General features: G+C 65.1%; 12 protein-coding genes and 1 tRNA gene. 7 read left to right on the top strand and 6 right to left on the bottom strand.

The genetic code is table 11. The features are described from left to right. Nucleotides 1-8: 8 nt before the first annotated feature. Nucleotides 9-1,262 (bottom strand): MFS transporter, encoded by a 1,254-nt coding sequence (locus GOACH_RS05390; protein WP_005171745.1) that lies wholly within the window; start codon nucleotides 1,260-1,262, stop codon nucleotides 9-11. Beyond that, entirely contained in the window at nucleotides 1,259-1,963 is a 705-nt protein-coding gene (locus GOACH_RS05385; protein WP_052003914.1) for a GntR family transcriptional regulator, read from the bottom strand. The genes GOACH_RS05390 and GOACH_RS05385 overlap by 4 nt, the downstream gene beginning before the upstream one ends. Nucleotides 1,964-2,189: 226 nt before the next feature. Between GOACH_RS05385 and GOACH_RS05380 the strand changes: the two genes are divergently transcribed. Further along, on the top strand, nucleotides 2,190-3,059 hold the full coding sequence (locus GOACH_RS05380) for a type IV toxin-antitoxin system AbiEi family antitoxin domain-containing protein (protein WP_005171740.1): 870 nt from the start codon (nucleotides 2,190-2,192) through the stop codon (nucleotides 3,057-3,059). 51 nt (nucleotides 3,060-3,110) lie between these two features. On the opposite strand, the gene GOACH_RS05375 is transcribed toward GOACH_RS05380, so the two are convergent. Beyond that, the gene (locus GOACH_RS05375; RefSeq protein WP_005171736.1) at nucleotides 3,111-3,812 is read right to left on the bottom strand and encodes a 4a-hydroxytetrahydrobiopterin dehydratase; all 702 of its coding nucleotides are present in this window, start codon (nucleotides 3,810-3,812) and stop codon (nucleotides 3,111-3,113) included. Nucleotides 3,813-3,942: 130 nt separating this feature from the next. Between GOACH_RS05375 and GOACH_RS05370 the strand changes: the two genes are divergently transcribed. After that, nucleotides 3,943-4,770, top strand: a complete 828-nt coding sequence (locus GOACH_RS05370; RefSeq protein WP_005171733.1) for an esterase/lipase family protein — start codon at nucleotides 3,943-3,945, stop codon at nucleotides 4,768-4,770. A 73-nt stretch (nucleotides 4,771-4,843) separates the two neighbouring features. Further along, nucleotides 4,844-4,916: transfer RNA gene (locus GOACH_RS05365), tRNA-Thr, on the top strand. A gap of 130 nt (nucleotides 4,917-5,046) precedes the next feature. Here the strand turns inward: GOACH_RS05365 and GOACH_RS23945 are convergent. The 3 genes from GOACH_RS23945 to GOACH_RS05350 all read right to left on the bottom strand — a co-directional run bounded on the left by GOACH_RS23945 (nucleotide 5,047) and on the right by GOACH_RS05350 (nucleotide 9,050). After that, nucleotides 5,047-5,475, bottom strand: a complete 429-nt coding sequence (locus GOACH_RS23945) for a hypothetical protein (protein WP_040517788.1) — start codon at nucleotides 5,473-5,475, stop codon at nucleotides 5,047-5,049. A 149-nt stretch (nucleotides 5,476-5,624) separates the two neighbouring features. Then, entirely contained in the window at nucleotides 5,625-6,608 is a 984-nt protein-coding gene (locus GOACH_RS05355) for a TauD/TfdA dioxygenase family protein (RefSeq protein ID WP_005171728.1), read from the bottom strand. Between the two features lie 99 nt (nucleotides 6,609-6,707). After that, entirely contained in the window at nucleotides 6,708-9,050 is a 2,343-nt protein-coding gene (locus GOACH_RS05350) for an arylsulfatase (protein WP_005171727.1), read from the bottom strand. Between the two features lie 266 nt (nucleotides 9,051-9,316). Between GOACH_RS05350 and GOACH_RS05345 the strand changes: the two genes are divergently transcribed. From GOACH_RS05345 to GOACH_RS05330, 4 genes are read left to right on the top strand one after another with little or no spacing between them, the layout of a single operon-like run. After that, entirely contained in the window at nucleotides 9,317-10,909 is a 1,593-nt protein-coding gene (locus GOACH_RS05345) for an ABC transporter substrate-binding protein (protein WP_005171725.1), read from the top strand. Beyond that, nucleotides 10,909-11,868 carry an ABC transporter permease gene (locus GOACH_RS05340; protein WP_005171723.1) on the top strand — a complete coding sequence of 320 codons (960 nt, stop codon included), beginning with the start codon at nucleotides 10,909-10,911 and terminating at the stop codon, nucleotides 11,866-11,868. Before GOACH_RS05345 ends, GOACH_RS05340 begins: the two co-directional genes overlap by 1 nt. 14 nt (nucleotides 11,869-11,882) lie before the next feature. Next, nucleotides 11,883-12,833 (top strand): ABC transporter permease, encoded by a 951-nt coding sequence (locus tag GOACH_RS05335; protein ID WP_005171721.1) that lies wholly within the window; start codon nucleotides 11,883-11,885, stop codon nucleotides 12,831-12,833. Nucleotide 12,834: 1 nt separating this feature from the next. After that, nucleotides 12,835-14,532, top strand: coding sequence for a dipeptide ABC transporter ATP-binding protein (locus GOACH_RS05330; RefSeq protein ID WP_005171719.1), 1,698 nt, complete (start codon nucleotides 12,835-12,837; stop codon nucleotides 14,530-14,532). Nucleotides 14,533-14,538 lie beyond the last annotated feature (6 nt).

Here is a 14,538-nt window from a genome sequence, read left to right as displayed (position 1 = left end):
CCACTCGGTCAGGCGGTCGTCGCGTGCCGCCGATGTCCATACAGTGCGACGGCCAGGCACAGCAGCGCCGCGACGATCCCGAAGACGAACATGTGTGTATAGGTCACCGCATGCCAGAACTCGGTGACCATCGCGAGGACAGCCGGAATGGCGAACCCCAGATAGGTGACGCTGTAGAAGACAGCTGTCAGACCGGCAAGATCGTTGCGTCCGTTGGTGCTTGCGATCCGCTGCACCTCGAGCAGTCCGGAGATCATCGCCATGCCGTAGCCGCAGCCGAGCACGGTTGCAGCGATCAGCGACATCCAGATGGTGAGCATGTGGGCCGCGACCGCTGCCAGCGCCATGCCGATCGCCAGAACCGTGAGGGCTGCGGCGACACCACGCACTCCGTCGGGGTTGTCGATACGGCGACCGAGCGACTGGATCCCGAAACCGGCTGCGAGACCGAGCACACAGCACAGCGCCGCGAACGCGATCGGCGCTCCCGCGGTGCGCGCCGACATCAGCGCAGGGATGATCGCGTACGCCGACGCACAAGCGCCGAACACCCACGGAGCCACCGGAAGCACCACGAACAGGAAGCGACGATGCCCCGCGGAGGGGATCTTCAGATCGTCGACGAGACGTCCCGGAGATGCACTCGGCGAACGCGTTTCGGGCGCACGGACCAGCAGCAGCACCATGGCGAGAGCAGCCAGCGAGATGTTGACGACGTAGGCGAGCACATGTGGCCACGGCGCCCATTGCGCCAGCACACCTGCGACGCCCGCGCCGATCCCGAATCCGGCGGTGAGACTCATCGCCGCACGCCGGGCACCCGCGGCAGCTCCGGCACCGCCGCGAACGGACAACTCTGTGATCCAGCTACCACCGACAGCCATCGACAAACCGAGCGCGATGCCACTGAAGACGCGGCCGATCGACAGCAGCACAATCGAATTCGCACCCAGCGCGAGCAGCAGCGATCCGACGGCGGCGAACACCGGTGCGGGCAACATCAGCGGGCGCCGACCGAAGCGATCCGACAGCGGTCCGCCGATCAACAGCGACGGTACGATACCGACGACATAGAGGAACAGCAATGCGTCGACGGCTACGGCACCGAAGTTCCCCGTCTCGCGATACATGACGAGGAGCGGGGTGAATTCGTTGCCGCCCCATGCAGATGCGAAGACTGCGAGCGCCACAGCGATCCACGCCGTAGGACGAACCGCCGAGCCGGTCGTGGTGGAAGCGGTGTTCTCTGCGGTGGTCGTCACCGTTGTCCTTCCGTAGTCTGCGGGGCGCGGGCATCGGGGCCGCTCGCGTGCACCGCGTACACATCGTCGATCCGATGAACTCCCGCGACGTGTTCGACGAGCAGCGTCGTGAATCCGTCGACGTCGCTGCGCTCAATGGCATCGACGAGGGCGGTGTGTTCGGCGATGATCCGCGGCGTCACGGTCGGCTCCCGGTGGACGCTCGCAGTGGTCATCCTGCGCTGGCGTTCGGCCAGACCGAGGTAGAAGTCGGCGAGTACGCCGTTGGCTCCGGCCGAGACGATGAGCTGATGGAATTCGGCGTCGACCCGGGCGAAGTCGGCGATGTTGTCGGGCCCCACCTGCGCGTGAGCGTCGAGGTTGCGGCGCAGATCGGCCACCAGGTCGGCAGTCGACAGTCCGCGGGAAACGAGCCCGCGTACGGCGTGCGACTCGATGAGAATCCGTGCGTCGACGACGTCGCGGGCCTCGGTATCGGTAACCGGTAGCACCAGGGCGCCCCGTTTCGGATAGAGGCGCATCCACCCTTCCGCCTGCAGCCGCAGGAACGCCTCGCGGACCGGGGTGCGACTGACCTCGCAGCGCTGCGCCACCTCCCCTTCACTGATCAGCTCGCCGCCGGCGATGGCATTGGTCAGGATCAGCTCCTTGACCTCGCCATACACGCGGTCCGACGCCGATGAGGTGCTCAGATCCAACATAGATACAAGTTGTACCCCTAGTTGCTTAGCAAGTCGAATCTCTGTGACGAGATCGCCGGTGCCGTCGAGCACCACCCGGTCCTGCGGCAAGATCGCCTCGCCCGTTTTCAGTCATCTCGAACCGGTACCTCACACTCCGACCTGGGCTTTTGCCGACGGACACGGAGAATAATGACTGAAATCGGGCGAGGGTGGAACAATCCCGACAGCAGTGCGTCCAACATCCGTGAGTCCTCGATCAACAGTCAACCCAGAGGTCAACCTCGACGCTCTCCCGCCCGGCGCAATCGACCCGGACGCGCTCGACCTGGGCGTCTTCTCCCGGCCCGAGTTGCGAGCACTCGGCCTCGGCGACGCCGACCTGCGCCGGAAGGTGCGCCGTGGCGAACTGCTGGTCGCACGCCGCGGCTGGTACTCGCAGCCGGAAGCCGACTCGGATGCCGTGACTGCTGCGCGCCGGTACGGGGCACTCAGTTGCGTATCCACACTCCGCAAGCTCGGATTCTGGGTGCCTCCGGGCTACGAATCCCTGCACGTGCGCGCCGGCAAGAGTGCAGGCCGTCGGCGCGCCGACTACTGCCGGGCGCCCGGGCCGCCGCTGCCCGTCACGACGATCGCTGACACGACCGGCGTTGCATTGACCTGCGCCGCAGGCTGCATGCGCGACGATGACTGGATCGCGACATGCGACTCGGCGATGCACACACTGGGCATCGACGCGGCCGACCTCCGACTGATGCTGCCCCGGAGCAACCAGCTCATCGAGGGCATGCTCCTCGAGAGTGATCCCCGATCGATGTCAGGAACCGAGAGTCTGGTCCGAGTCCGTTGCCGCCGTGCCGGTTTCGAGGTCGAAGTACAACCGGAGATCTCCGACACCGAGCACGCGGACCTGCGGATCGGCCGGCTCCTGATCGAGTGCGACAGCGTGCTCTACCACGTCAGTCCCGAGAACTACCGCAACGACCGACACCGGGACCGCAGGTCCCTGACGCGGGGCGACCCGACCCTTCGGCTGACCTACGACGACGTGCTCTACGGCTGGGATGACACGCTCGCCGACATCACCGCGATCGTCGGGGCCTTCGGGGCGTGACACGCGGGTCGTCGCAGACGTCGAACGCAACACGGCGACCGTCCGGGTGTCTCACGCCCCGATGAACCCCTTGTCGGCGCGCTCCTGCCAGGTACACAGACACACCTCGTTGCCCTCGGCGTCGGCCAGCACCCACCAGGAGGGGGCGAACTCGTCGCTGACCAGGGTCCCGCCGGCGTCGCGGGCGGCCTGCAGGCGTGCGTCGACCTCATCGTGAGGGATCCACAGGTCGATGTGTATGCGGTTGCGCTGCGACCGTTCGGAGTCCATCTGCTGGAACCAGATCGCGGGTAGTCGGCCCGCGGGATCGACGAGGTCGGCCGCTGCGAGCTCGCGCGCCTCGCCGTCGAGTTGCGTGTAGCCGAGCACAGCGAGCCAGAAGGGTCGGATTCTGTCGATGTCGAGAGCGTCGATGGCAACATCGAAGCGGGTCTCGGGAATCGAGAGTGGTTCGAGCTCGAGCTCGCGCGCGATCTGGGCAATGAGATTCGCGAGCCCGACATCGGCTTCGGTGATCCGATGGGAACTGTGCGTCGAGATGGTCAGATGTATTGTGCCGTAGCGCAAATCGATATCAGGGTGATGGTCGGCGATCTCGGCTTCCTGTGCGATCCGATGCAGAAAACGCACGCCGCGGGCCATCGATTGTGTGTTGTACCCGGCACGGACACTGTTTCCGATCACTCTCCACGGGTCAGACAGCCTGGTGGAGGCATCCGCGGCGGTGACGGGCTTTCGGGGAGACGGGGCCATGAGCCGACGGTACGTCGGATCGCCACTCACCGATTCGAGATGGTGAGGATCGAGACGAATCAGTTGCCGCCCGTTCACGGATCGGAGGCGTTACCTCTCGGGGATGCTCCGATTCTGCGATCATCGTGAAATGCGCCCGCGCGTTCATGCGGCGGCGGTACTGGCGATAGGGTTCGCGGCGACGATCCTCGGCGTCGGTCCGGCGTCCGCAACTCCGTATCCGGTCACGACCGATGTCGTGGCCGCACAACGCGATGGGCTCACAGGGCCGGCGGACAGAGCTCCGGCGGGCGCGAACAGGCCCGACTGCCATGATCGCTACGACCGCGATCCGGTCATCCTGGTGCACGGCACCGCGTCGAATCAGGCGTCGGCGTGGTCATTTCTCGCGCCGACCCTGGCCAACGCCGGTTTCTGTGTCTATACGTTCACCTTCGGTCAGGTGCCCGGCAGCGGTTCGGTCGGTGGACTCGGCCCCAGGGCGACGTCGACCCACCAGTTGGCCGACTTCATCGATCACGTGAGGAAGACGACCGGCGCGACAACCGTCGATCTGGTCGGCCATTCCCAGGGTGCCGCGGTTGCACAGTCGGTCACCCAACTGCCCGACAGAGCCGAGCAGGTCGGCACCATGGTCAACGTGTCGGGCGCCAATCGCGGCTACTCGTTCGGCGGGACGCCACCGCCGCCGGGCGAGGGCGACAACGGGCCCAACCACCCGAACATTCGCTACGCCAACCTGGCCACCACACACGACGAAGTGGTGTTTCCGCTGCGCAACGCGCTGATGGAGCCTGCGCAGAACGTCACAAACGTCGTCGTGCAGGACGTGTGCCCCGCGTCGGAGGTCGGACATCTCGGCATGATCTACTCGCCGACGGTCGCCGCGCTGATCCAGAACGCACTCGACCCGACGTCGACTGTCGCGGTGCCGTGCGGCCGCGACTTTCCGTTCTGACACGTCCGCGACGCCCGGTTTTGGTTCCTCCGTGCTCGCTCGCTACACTCGTGAGCGCTGCCTCGCGCAGCACGCCGCCTTAGCTCAGTCGGTAGAGCGATTCACTCGTAATGAATAGGTCAGGAGTTCGATTCTCCTAGGCGGCTCCGCAGGTCGGGTCACGACGCCCGACCGCTCACTTCGCCCGGCGTTGCGCAGAAAGTTGCGCCTCTCAGACACCCGGTCCGTACCGGTACGGACGAGCCACCCACAGCACGTAGGTTTCTGCGGAGCACCTCAGCCGTAGTACGCGAACTCGCAGGTCGGGTTGGTCTCGGTCTTGTAGGAGACCAGGCTCCGGCCCATCATGATCGTGCACGTGACCTCGCCGCCCCCGGTGACACTGACGCTCGACGGCACCTCGTTGTAGACGGTGTAGTCCTTGCTCCACGGCAGGGTCACCGAGGTCTCGGTGGTCTCCGGTCCGCCGTTGATGCGATACCGGATGGTGACGGGGGCCGAACCTCCGGTGACCTCCATCGTCGCAGTCCCGACGGACGCACCGGTCGGTTGCGCCGCCGCAGAAGTCTCGGACGCCGCGGACACCGAATTCGGCGCGTCTGCTGAAGCCCTCTTGGCCACAGGCTGTCCCGACGATGAGCACCCCGCAAGGGTCAGCACAGCGACCGCACCACAACACACTCCGAACTTCGCACTCATCGACATACGGCGAAGTCTAGTTCGACATATCCGTCAGGCCACCCACGTCATCCACAGGTTCGACGACGCTCCCGCCAATGCACGATGCGGCCGGACCCAGCCCATGGTCCGACCGCATCTCGTGCACTCATCCAGAAACTTTCTGGTGAGCAGGATCAGGCAGCAAACGCTCGCAGTCGCTTCGAGTCCTCCACCGAGGAGTAGTGCGAGGCGTCGCCCTTCAGTATCTGGCTGTGCCGGCCGTTGATGTCGACGGGGACGTCACCGGCGAGGGTGATCCGATGCAGCTGCCGCTTCTGGTTGCCGAAATCTGCGATGCCGTAGTGCTGGGTGGCCCGGTTGTCCCAGATCACCAGGTCACCGTAGCTCCAGTTCCAGCGGAAGGTGTTCTCCAGCTTGGTGATTCGTGCCTGCAGCAGCTGGTACAGATTCGCGAACTCCGACGCCTTGAGACCGCGGAACTCCTTGGCGAAGTGACCGAGCAGCAGGCTGCGCTCACCGGTCTCCGGGTGCACACGGACAACCGGATGCAGGGTCTCGTACTCGGAGCTGGTGAACTCCGCGTAGTGCTCAGCCTTCTGCGCGACGTCGACGCCGCCCGACGGTTCCTTCTGTCCCACATAGTCGTACAGGTTGGAATGTGTGGCCCACAGGTCGTCGACGAGCGAACGCAGTGGCTTGGGCAACTGCTCGTAGGCGGCGACGGTCGACGCCCAGGTGGTTGCGCCACCGTACGTCGGAAGCACGATCGGCCGCAGCAACGATGCCTTGGGGATGCGATCGACAAAGGTCACGTCGCTGTGCCAACTGTTGGCCGCACCTTCGATGGTCAACAGCTGGTCGCCACGCGATGTCACGGTCGGGTGGGGCGCAGTGGGCTCACCGAGCAGTGAGGCGAATGCGTACTGCGTCTCGTCGTCGAGGTGGTCCTGCCCGGTGAACGCGATGACCTTGTTGACCGCCAGGGCGGTGCGGATAGCCTCGATCTGCTCGTCGGCGAGGTCTCCGCCGAGCCGAACGCCGTCGATCTTTGCGCCGATGTTCTCGCCGAGCTTGGTGACGGTGATCGATCCGGCGTCGTAGAGAGCTTGTGCCGCGGATGCGCTGTCGGTGCGTTGTTCGATGTCGGTCAGTGTCACTGGTGCACTCCTTTTGAACTATCGTCGTTTCTTCGATTTCCCCATTGATCGACGCTGCGCGACAGGTTCTCGCCCACGACGATCACAACCTTGTGCCGATCAGTCAGCGTGGTACTCGGCGCGTTCGTCGATCTCACGACGAATACCCGCGGGCACACGCACCGCACCCGGCCGGTAGGTCACCGCCCGCAGCGCGGGACCGAAGCGGAACACTCCCCGCCGCGCCCGCAGGTCGACGTCGACTGGCCCGCGCGCATCGAGACCAACCGAGATGCCCGTCCACGGGGCCATTCCCACGAGTTGGAACTGGTTGTCCAACTTGGCGATCACCTCTGACTGCCCACCGGCCGACGCCTCGATCACGAAATCCCACCGCACCTGAGGCGTGGCGACGGCGCGCAGCACGATCGTGTCGGCGCCGGCGGGCAGTTCACCCGATACGCGGGCGATACGGCCATAACTGTTGAACACGAAGTGCGCCGTCCCATCCTCGACGTACAACACGTACCCGCCCTGCGGATCACCGTGCGCGACCAGCACGCCTTCGTCACCGACAGTCCAGTCGCGCAACTCGACCTCGATGTCGAAGTCGCGGTACGCGATCAGTTTGCTCGACCGGTACCGCTCGAGTGTCGGCGTACCCGCGAGAATGCGCACCGGGTCGCTGTAGCGGTCTTCGTCTGGTCGCCGCCGCACCTGATCGGCGGGCGAATCGTAGAGCGGGAAAACAGTGTTGCGCCAAGCGGCTTCGTCCCATGCGCGCGCCAGTTCGGCGACCAGTTCGGGATGCTCGGCAGCCACATCGCGTGTCTCCGCCGGGTCGGACGCCATGTCGTAGAGCTCCCACTCGGGATCGTCGACGCGATCCGGTGACCGGTGCAGCGACAGCAGTTTCCACCCGTCCCGATAGAACCCCCGGTGGCCGCCGAATTCCGCGTACTGCTCGGTGTGATCGGACGTCGCATGCCGATCGCGCAGAAAGCCTGCGGCACTGACACCGTCGCGCGGCTGTGCCGGTGTGCCGTGCCGCTCGGTCGGCGCCTCGACCCCTGCCAACTCGAGCAGCGTCGGCACCAGATCCGTCACGTACGCATACTGTCGCCGCACGCCGGTGTCGGCAGCGTCGCGCGGCAAGCCCTGTGGCCACGACAGCACGAACGGCACTCGCACGCCGCCGGCGAATGTCTGCCCCTTGTAGAAGCGGAACGGCGTGTTCGACGCCTGGCCCCAGCCGCGCGGATAGTGCACCCCGAGAGCCGCACTGCCGATGAGTTCCTCGTCGTGCGGAACGTCGCGTTCCCAATCCTCCGGCACCGGACCGTGCACGAATTGGCTGAAGTACGAGCGGGTTCCGACCGGTCCACCCTCAGCAGTGCCTCCGTTGTCGGACGTGAACACGATGATCGTGTTGTCGAGTTCGCCGAGTTCGGTCAGGGTGTCGACGATGCGTCCGACGCTCTGATCGACCGAATCGACCATGGCCGCATAGACCTCCTGGTACTTCGCGAACCGCTGCTGCTCCGACGCATCGAGCTCATCCCAGGGCGGCGCGTCGTACCCGGGCTCGGTATTGCGCTCCGCGATCGGTGTATCCGGATCGAACAGTCCTTCGGCGACCTGGCGGTCGGATCGTCGCTGCCGCACCACGTCCCACCCCTGGGAGTACGTGCCGCGATACTTGTCGAGATCGGATTCCTTGACCTGGTGCGGACCGTGCATTGCGATGTGCGCGAAGTAGAGGAAGAAGGGCTTCTCGGCATCGTGTGCGCGCAGCGACTTGATCTGCGCAACAGCGCGATCGGTGAGATCGTCGGTCACGTAGTAGTCATCGGGATATTCGTCGACGTCGACGACCGAATTGTCGGCGATGAGTTGGTTCGGGTAGAAGAACGAGTTCAGCCCTTCGAGTGAGCCGTAGTACGAGTCGAACCCGCGCTGTAGCGGCCACGAGTCGCGCGTGCGACCCGGACTCATGTTGGCGTCCCGCGCGAGATGCCACTTGCCGACGGCGTAGGTGGCATACCCGTTGGCACGCAGGATCTCCGGAAGCGAGAGCACGTCGTCGGCGAGTTCGAGCCGCAGACCGGGGAAACCCGGATCGGAGTTGGCCACACTGCCGTAGCCCGCGCGATGCGGATTGAGTCCGGTGAGCAGGGCGGCCCGGGCGGGTGAACAGACCGGCGTCGTGTGGTAGTTCGACAGCCGGAATCCGCGCTCGGCCAGCGCTGCGATGTGGGGGGTGTCGATCTCCGCACCGAACGGGGAGATGTCGGAGTAACCCATGTCGTCGATGAGTACGACGACAATGTTCGGCGCGCCTGCCGGTGCGCTCGGTTCGGGTTTCCACCAGGGTGTCGATTGCGACGAGGTGCGGCCAACGCGACCCTCGAATTCCTCGTATCCCCGTGCATAGTCGGGTATTTCGCCGCTGCTTCCGGTCATCACCTGCTCCTTGGATATCGCACGAACCTCGCCGTCCGCGGTTGTGCCTCACACACCATTCGCACGACCCGACGCTCTGTCAACCCTTTCTCCGACGCTGCCGGGAAAGTCGCCATCGGCTTGAATTGGTCGTCTGCAAACCAGCACAGTTGCTGCTATCCGACGCCGTATGCCTACCCGGCCATACGTCGTCCGGTCGACGCCTCGGCCCCCGCTGCGGCACGAGCGACCCCCCAACCCCTCGGACGGAAGAGACTCCGAACACCATGCCCATTCGCACACGAGCCGCGCTTCTCGCTGTCGTCGCACTGTTGACGATCGGGACGGCAACCGCCTGCACCTCGGCCGTGGCCCAGCAGGAGAACTCCACGGCTACCGCGCTGCCACCGGGACACAAGCCGCCACAGGGCGGCACCCTGCGGGTGGGAGTGCTCAACGATCTGAGCCCGAAGACCTTCCTGCAGATCGGCACGGGCAGCATGAACGGCCATGTGGTGTCGAATGTCTTCGACACCCTCATCCGGTACTCGCGTGACGATCTGACCGTCCGCCCGTCGCTCGCGACACGCTGGCAGCTCGCGCCCGACGGCCGCTCGCTGGCGCTCGATCTACGCGACGACGTGCGCTATCACGACGGCCGCGCCTTCACCTCCGCCGACGTCGAGAGCTCGCTGAAGGCGTACACGGCAGGGCCGTGGACTCCGCAGTTCAAGCGGACCGCTGCGGCCATCACCGGCTACGACACCAGCAACCCGCATCGCGTGGTCTTGACCTTCGACCACCCGCTGAGCAACATCTTCGACCTGCTCGACTCGGCACCGATCATCGACGGCAACACGCTCGACGGCTTGCGCGCGGGCACGGTGTTCAACGGCACCGGCCCCTTCAGATTCGCCTCATGGCAACCGAACTCCGATGTTCACCTGGTACGCAACGACTCCTACTGGGGCCCGCGTGCCAACCTCGATGCCATCGACCTCGACATCATCACCGACCAACAGGCCCTCTACACACGACTGCGCACCGGCCAGATCGATCTGGCATACGGCCTCAACAATCACGACCAGGAACTGGCAACACGCCGATACGGCTTCAGTGCCATCACCTACACCGGCGCCGAGAGTCAGGAGTACGTGGGGATCAACGTGACCAATCCCGCACTCTCCGACGTGCGCCTGCGCACAGCGATCGCCTTCTCGATCGACCGTGAACGCATCATCAACGACGTGTTCCGCGGCAGCGGCTATGTCGTGAACCTGCCCTGGCCCAAGTGGTCTCCGGCCTACGACGCGTCCAAGAACACGACCTACACACGTGATGTGGACAAGGCACGACGACTCGTCGCCGAGCACGGACCGGTTGCGCCCATTACTCTCGACTACTCCACGCAGGGCGTCGACCGTGTGGTGGCGCAGATCGTGCAGTCCAACCTCAAGGACGTAGGCATCCCGGTGCAGTTGCGTCCCAACGACAACACGGTGCAGTCGTCGAAGCTGATCAGTGGCAAGTTCGACGGAATCTGGCTGCTGCAGCACGGTTTTGCTCAGTTCACACCGTCGACACTCGCGGTCTCGGCCTACCCGTTCAACGCGGCGAAGAATTCGTCGAACTACGTCAACCCCGACTACGCCAAGGCAGCCGGCGCCGCCTGGAACGCCCCCGACCCGACGTCGCACGCAGCGCTCGCCGCCTATCGGCAGCTCGACGACATCTGGCTCAACGATCTGTTCCTCGTCGAGATCGGCGTGGTGTTTCAGCAATCCGCCGCGTCACCTGCCGTCGGCAACATCGATTGGGACAGACGTGCCCAACTACATCTCGGCGAGACCTACCTCAACACCCAAGGACGGAACTCCTGATGACCGGATACCTGTTGCGCCGCATACCCACGGCGATCCTGGTGCTGTTCGTGGCGTCGGTATTGATCTTCGCCATCGTCCGGCTCATCCCGGGCGGGCCGGAATCGGCGCTGGCGGGACCGGACGCCACACCTGAACAAGTGGCGGCGATCCGGCACGACCTCGGCCTCGATCGAGGCTTCTTCGCCCAGTACGCCACGTGGATCGCGGGCATCGCCACGCTCGATCTCGGCAAGAGCTACCAGGTGGGTGGCGATATCGGCTCACTCGTGTCGTTCGGACTCGTGCACACCGTGCTGCTCACCGTCACCGCGTTGGTGCTCGCCATCCTCCTCGCACTCGCGCTGAGTCTGGCTGCGACGATCGTCGACAACCGCGCCGTGAATGCCATCGTCACAAGCGTCAATGCGGTCGCGATCGCGGTCCCGACGTTCGTCGTGAGCACGGTGTTGATCCTTCTGCTCGGCGTCCACTGGCGTCTGCTGCCCGCCGGCGGGACTCCACCGGACGGACTGTTCGCCGACCCCACGATCACCGCACAGTATCTACTGCTCCCCGCCCTGGCCCTGGCCCTGCCTGCGGGCGCGACCCTCGCCCGATTCCTCACCGAGGCGCTGCGGACCGAACTGCGCCAGCCGTATTCCACCACCGCGCGCGCACTCGGAGTGCCCAAGCGCGACATCGTGATCCATAGCGCGCTGCGTAATGCATTGCCGCCAAGTCTCACCGCACTCGGACTGGTCACGGGCGGACTGCTCGGCGGTGCAATCCTCGTCGAAGCCATCTTCGGCTGGCCCGGGCTTGGACTCCTGACCGAACAAGGCATCTTCGCGCGCGACTATCCCCTCGTCCAGGTCCTTGTCCTGCTGTCGGTCGCAGTGTTCGTCGTGCTTCAACTGCTAGCCGACGTTCTCCACGCGTGGCTCGATCCCCGCATCCGCCTGAACTCATCGAACTGATCGGCAGGTAACTGATGTCCACCTCACTTCCCACATCACCCGACACCACATCACCCGACACCACACCGCCCGACACGACGTCGTCCATCACCGCGGACATAGAACCCGGGCTGATCCCTGAGGCTCCCGCCGACCGAGAGCGACGTCGAACCCGAACCCCACTGTGGCGCAGTCTTTTCAGCGGAACCGGACTGGTGGGATCCACTCTCGTTCTCGTCATCGTGGCCCTCGCACTGCTCGCGCCGGTACTCACCTCGTACGGACCGGACCAGCAGATCGACGGCGCATACCTGCTGCCGCCGAGTGCCGACCACTGGTTCGGCACCGACGATCTCAACCGCGATGTCGCGACACGGGTGCTGTACGGCATCCGGGTGGATCTGTTGATCATTTTCGTCTCGGTACCCATCGGCGCCGTCCTCGGCACCCTGATCGGTCTACTCACGGTGTCGCATCCGGTCTCGGATGTCATCGCCCAGCGCACATTCGACGTCATCCTCGCGTTCCCCGCCCTCGTCCTCGGCATCGCACTGACCGCCGTACTGTCTCCCGGGGCAAGCACGATCGGGATCGTCATCGTGCTCGCCGAGATCCCCATCTTCGGCCGTCTCGCCCGCACGTCGGTACTCCGGGTCAGAGAACTGCCCTACGTCGAGGCGGCGCGGGTCAGCGGTGCGCGCAACACCTATGTGCTGCGTCGGCACGTCCTGCCCAACTCGGTGGAGTCGCTCGGCGTCCAGTTCGCGCTGTCGCTGTCACTCGCTGTATTCGTCGAAGGCGCACTGAGTTTCCTGGGAATTGGCGTCACCCCGCCGACGCCGTCGCTGGGTAGCATTCTGTCGTCCGGAAACAGCTATCTGGAGACCAACCCGTGGTTCTCCGTGGCTCCGCTGATCGTGATCTCGGCGCTCGTCCTCGGGTTCTACCTCATGTCTCAATCGATTTCACACAGCAGGAGGCAGTGAGATGACCGACGCTGCACACGACCCCAGCACCGACGACACCACGGCGTCGACGTCCGTTCCGGCCTTGGAAGTCGACTCCCTTCGGGTCACCTTCGACTACCCCCGGCCTGCCGTCTCCGACATCAGTCTGCGGGTGAACCGTCGAGAGATCGTCGCTCTGGTCGGCGAATCCGGCTCCGGCAAGACGATGACCGCGCGTGCGGCGATAGGACTCCTCCCCGAGCGCGCCGTCGCCACCGGTTCGGTCAAGGTCGACGGCGTCGAGGTGTTGAACGCCTCCGAACGTGAACTGAACGCGATCCGCGGCACAGGAGTCGCGATGATCTTCCAGGAGCCCCAGACTGCGCTCAATCCTGCGCAGACCGTGGGATGGCAACTGCGGCAGGCATTACGGACGCATCAGTCGATCTCACGGAAAGACGCTCGACGCCGCGCCGTCGAGTTGTTGTCTCTCGTGGAGATCCCAGACCCGCACCAGCGCGTCGACTACTACCCTCATCAGCTCTCGGGTGGCCAGAAGCAGCGCGTGGTGATCGCGCTCGCTCTGGCGAACGATCCGGCACTACTGCTCGCCGACGAGCCGACGACAGCACTCGACGTCTCCGTGCAGCGCGAGATCCTCGACCTGTTGCTGCGCCTGCGCGGCAGGATCGACGCCGGAATCCTGCTCATCACCCACAATCTCGGCGTCGTGGCCGATATCGCCGACCGTGTCGTCGTCGTGCAACTCGGTGAGGTCGTCGAGCGCGGTACGGTTTTCGACATTTTCGCCCGCCCCACACAGCCGTACACGCGACAGTTGCTCGCCGCCGTCCCCAAGCTGCCGTCCGAGGACGAATCACGCGACGCGGCGATCACGACAACCGATCCCGATACCGATACCGTCGGCGAGGCAACGGTTCCGGTGGTGGCGGTCGAACACGTCACCGCTGTTCATCGTGGCGGTTTCGGACGGAAGCCAGTCGTCGCACTCGACGATGTCTCACTTCATGTCGATCCCGGCGAAGTTGTCGGTGTCGTGGGCGAATCGGGTTCAGGTAAAACAACTCTCGGACGTTCGATCGGCGGCCTGACACACCTGAACAGCGGACGGGTCCTTGTCGACGGACATGATCTGAGCGCCGTGGACCGTAGCCGACTGCGGTCGCTGAGGCACACCATCGCGTTCGTGCCTCAAGATCCCACAGCTTCTCTCGATCCCAGGTTCGCTGTCGCGGAATCCATTCGCGAGCCACTCGATATCCAGGGCATCGGGACACGCGCGAAGCAATCAGAGCGAGTGACCGAGTTGCTCGACGCCGTGCACCTGCCGCGCTCCTTTGCCGACCGATTCCCGCACGAACTCTCCGGCGGGCAGCGTCAACGCGTTGCGCTCGCGCGTGCGCTGTCGGTGCGGCCCAAGCTCCTCATCGCCGACGAGCCCACGAGCGCACTCGACGTCTCCGTGCAGGCCCGGGTTCTCGAGCTCTTCGCAGAACTCCAACGCGAACTGGGCTTCGCCGCGCTCTTCATCAGCCACGACCTCGCCGTCGTCGAACAGGTCTCCGACCGTGCGTATGTGTTGCGTAACGGGCGGGTCGTCGAACACGGACCCGCGCGTGAGGTACTCACGAGACCGAAAGACGACTACACGCGGGCGCTGCTCGACGCCGTCCCCTATCCCGATCCGCGACGCCGCAGGGCCGTCGTAGAGGTGTGAGCGCTC

The sequence above is a fragment of the Gordonia aichiensis NBRC 108223 genome, from assembly GCF_000332975.1.
Lineage (GTDB): Bacteria > Actinomycetota > Actinomycetes > Mycobacteriales > Mycobacteriaceae > Gordonia > Gordonia aichiensis.
The sequence above is the reverse complement of the archived record's forward strand: the minus strand, read 5'-3'. Positions and strand labels throughout refer to the sequence as shown.

Bases quoted from the DNA above. Each gene is read 5' to 3' on its own strand.
- GOACH_RS23945 (WP_040517788.1), bottom strand. From the start codon at position 5,475: ATGTCGATGAGTGCGAAGTTCGGAGTGTGTTGTGGTGCGGTCGCTGTG.
- GOACH_RS05335 (WP_005171721.1), top strand. From the start codon at position 11,883: ATGTCCACCTCACTTCCCACATCACCCGACACCACATCACCCGACACC.
- GOACH_RS05345 (WP_005171725.1), top strand. From the start codon at position 9,317: ATGCCCATTCGCACACGAGCCGCGCTTCTCGCTGTCGTCGCACTGTTG.
- GOACH_RS05370 (WP_005171733.1), top strand. From the start codon at position 3,943: ATGCGCCCGCGCGTTCATGCGGCGGCGGTACTGGCGATAGGGTTCGCG.
- GOACH_RS05385 (WP_052003914.1), bottom strand. From the start codon at position 1,963: ATGTTGGATCTGAGCACCTCATCGGCGTCGGACCGCGTGTATGGCGAG.
- GOACH_RS05330 (WP_005171719.1), top strand. From the start codon at position 12,835: ATGACCGACGCTGCACACGACCCCAGCACCGACGACACCACGGCGTCG.
- GOACH_RS05375 (WP_005171736.1), bottom strand. From the start codon at position 3,812: ATGGCCCCGTCTCCCCGAAAGCCCGTCACCGCCGCGGATGCCTCCACC.
- GOACH_RS05340 (WP_005171723.1), top strand. From the start codon at position 10,909: ATGACCGGATACCTGTTGCGCCGCATACCCACGGCGATCCTGGTGCTG.
- GOACH_RS05350 (WP_005171727.1), bottom strand. From the start codon at position 9,050: ATGACCGGAAGCAGCGGCGAAATACCCGACTATGCACGGGGATACGAG.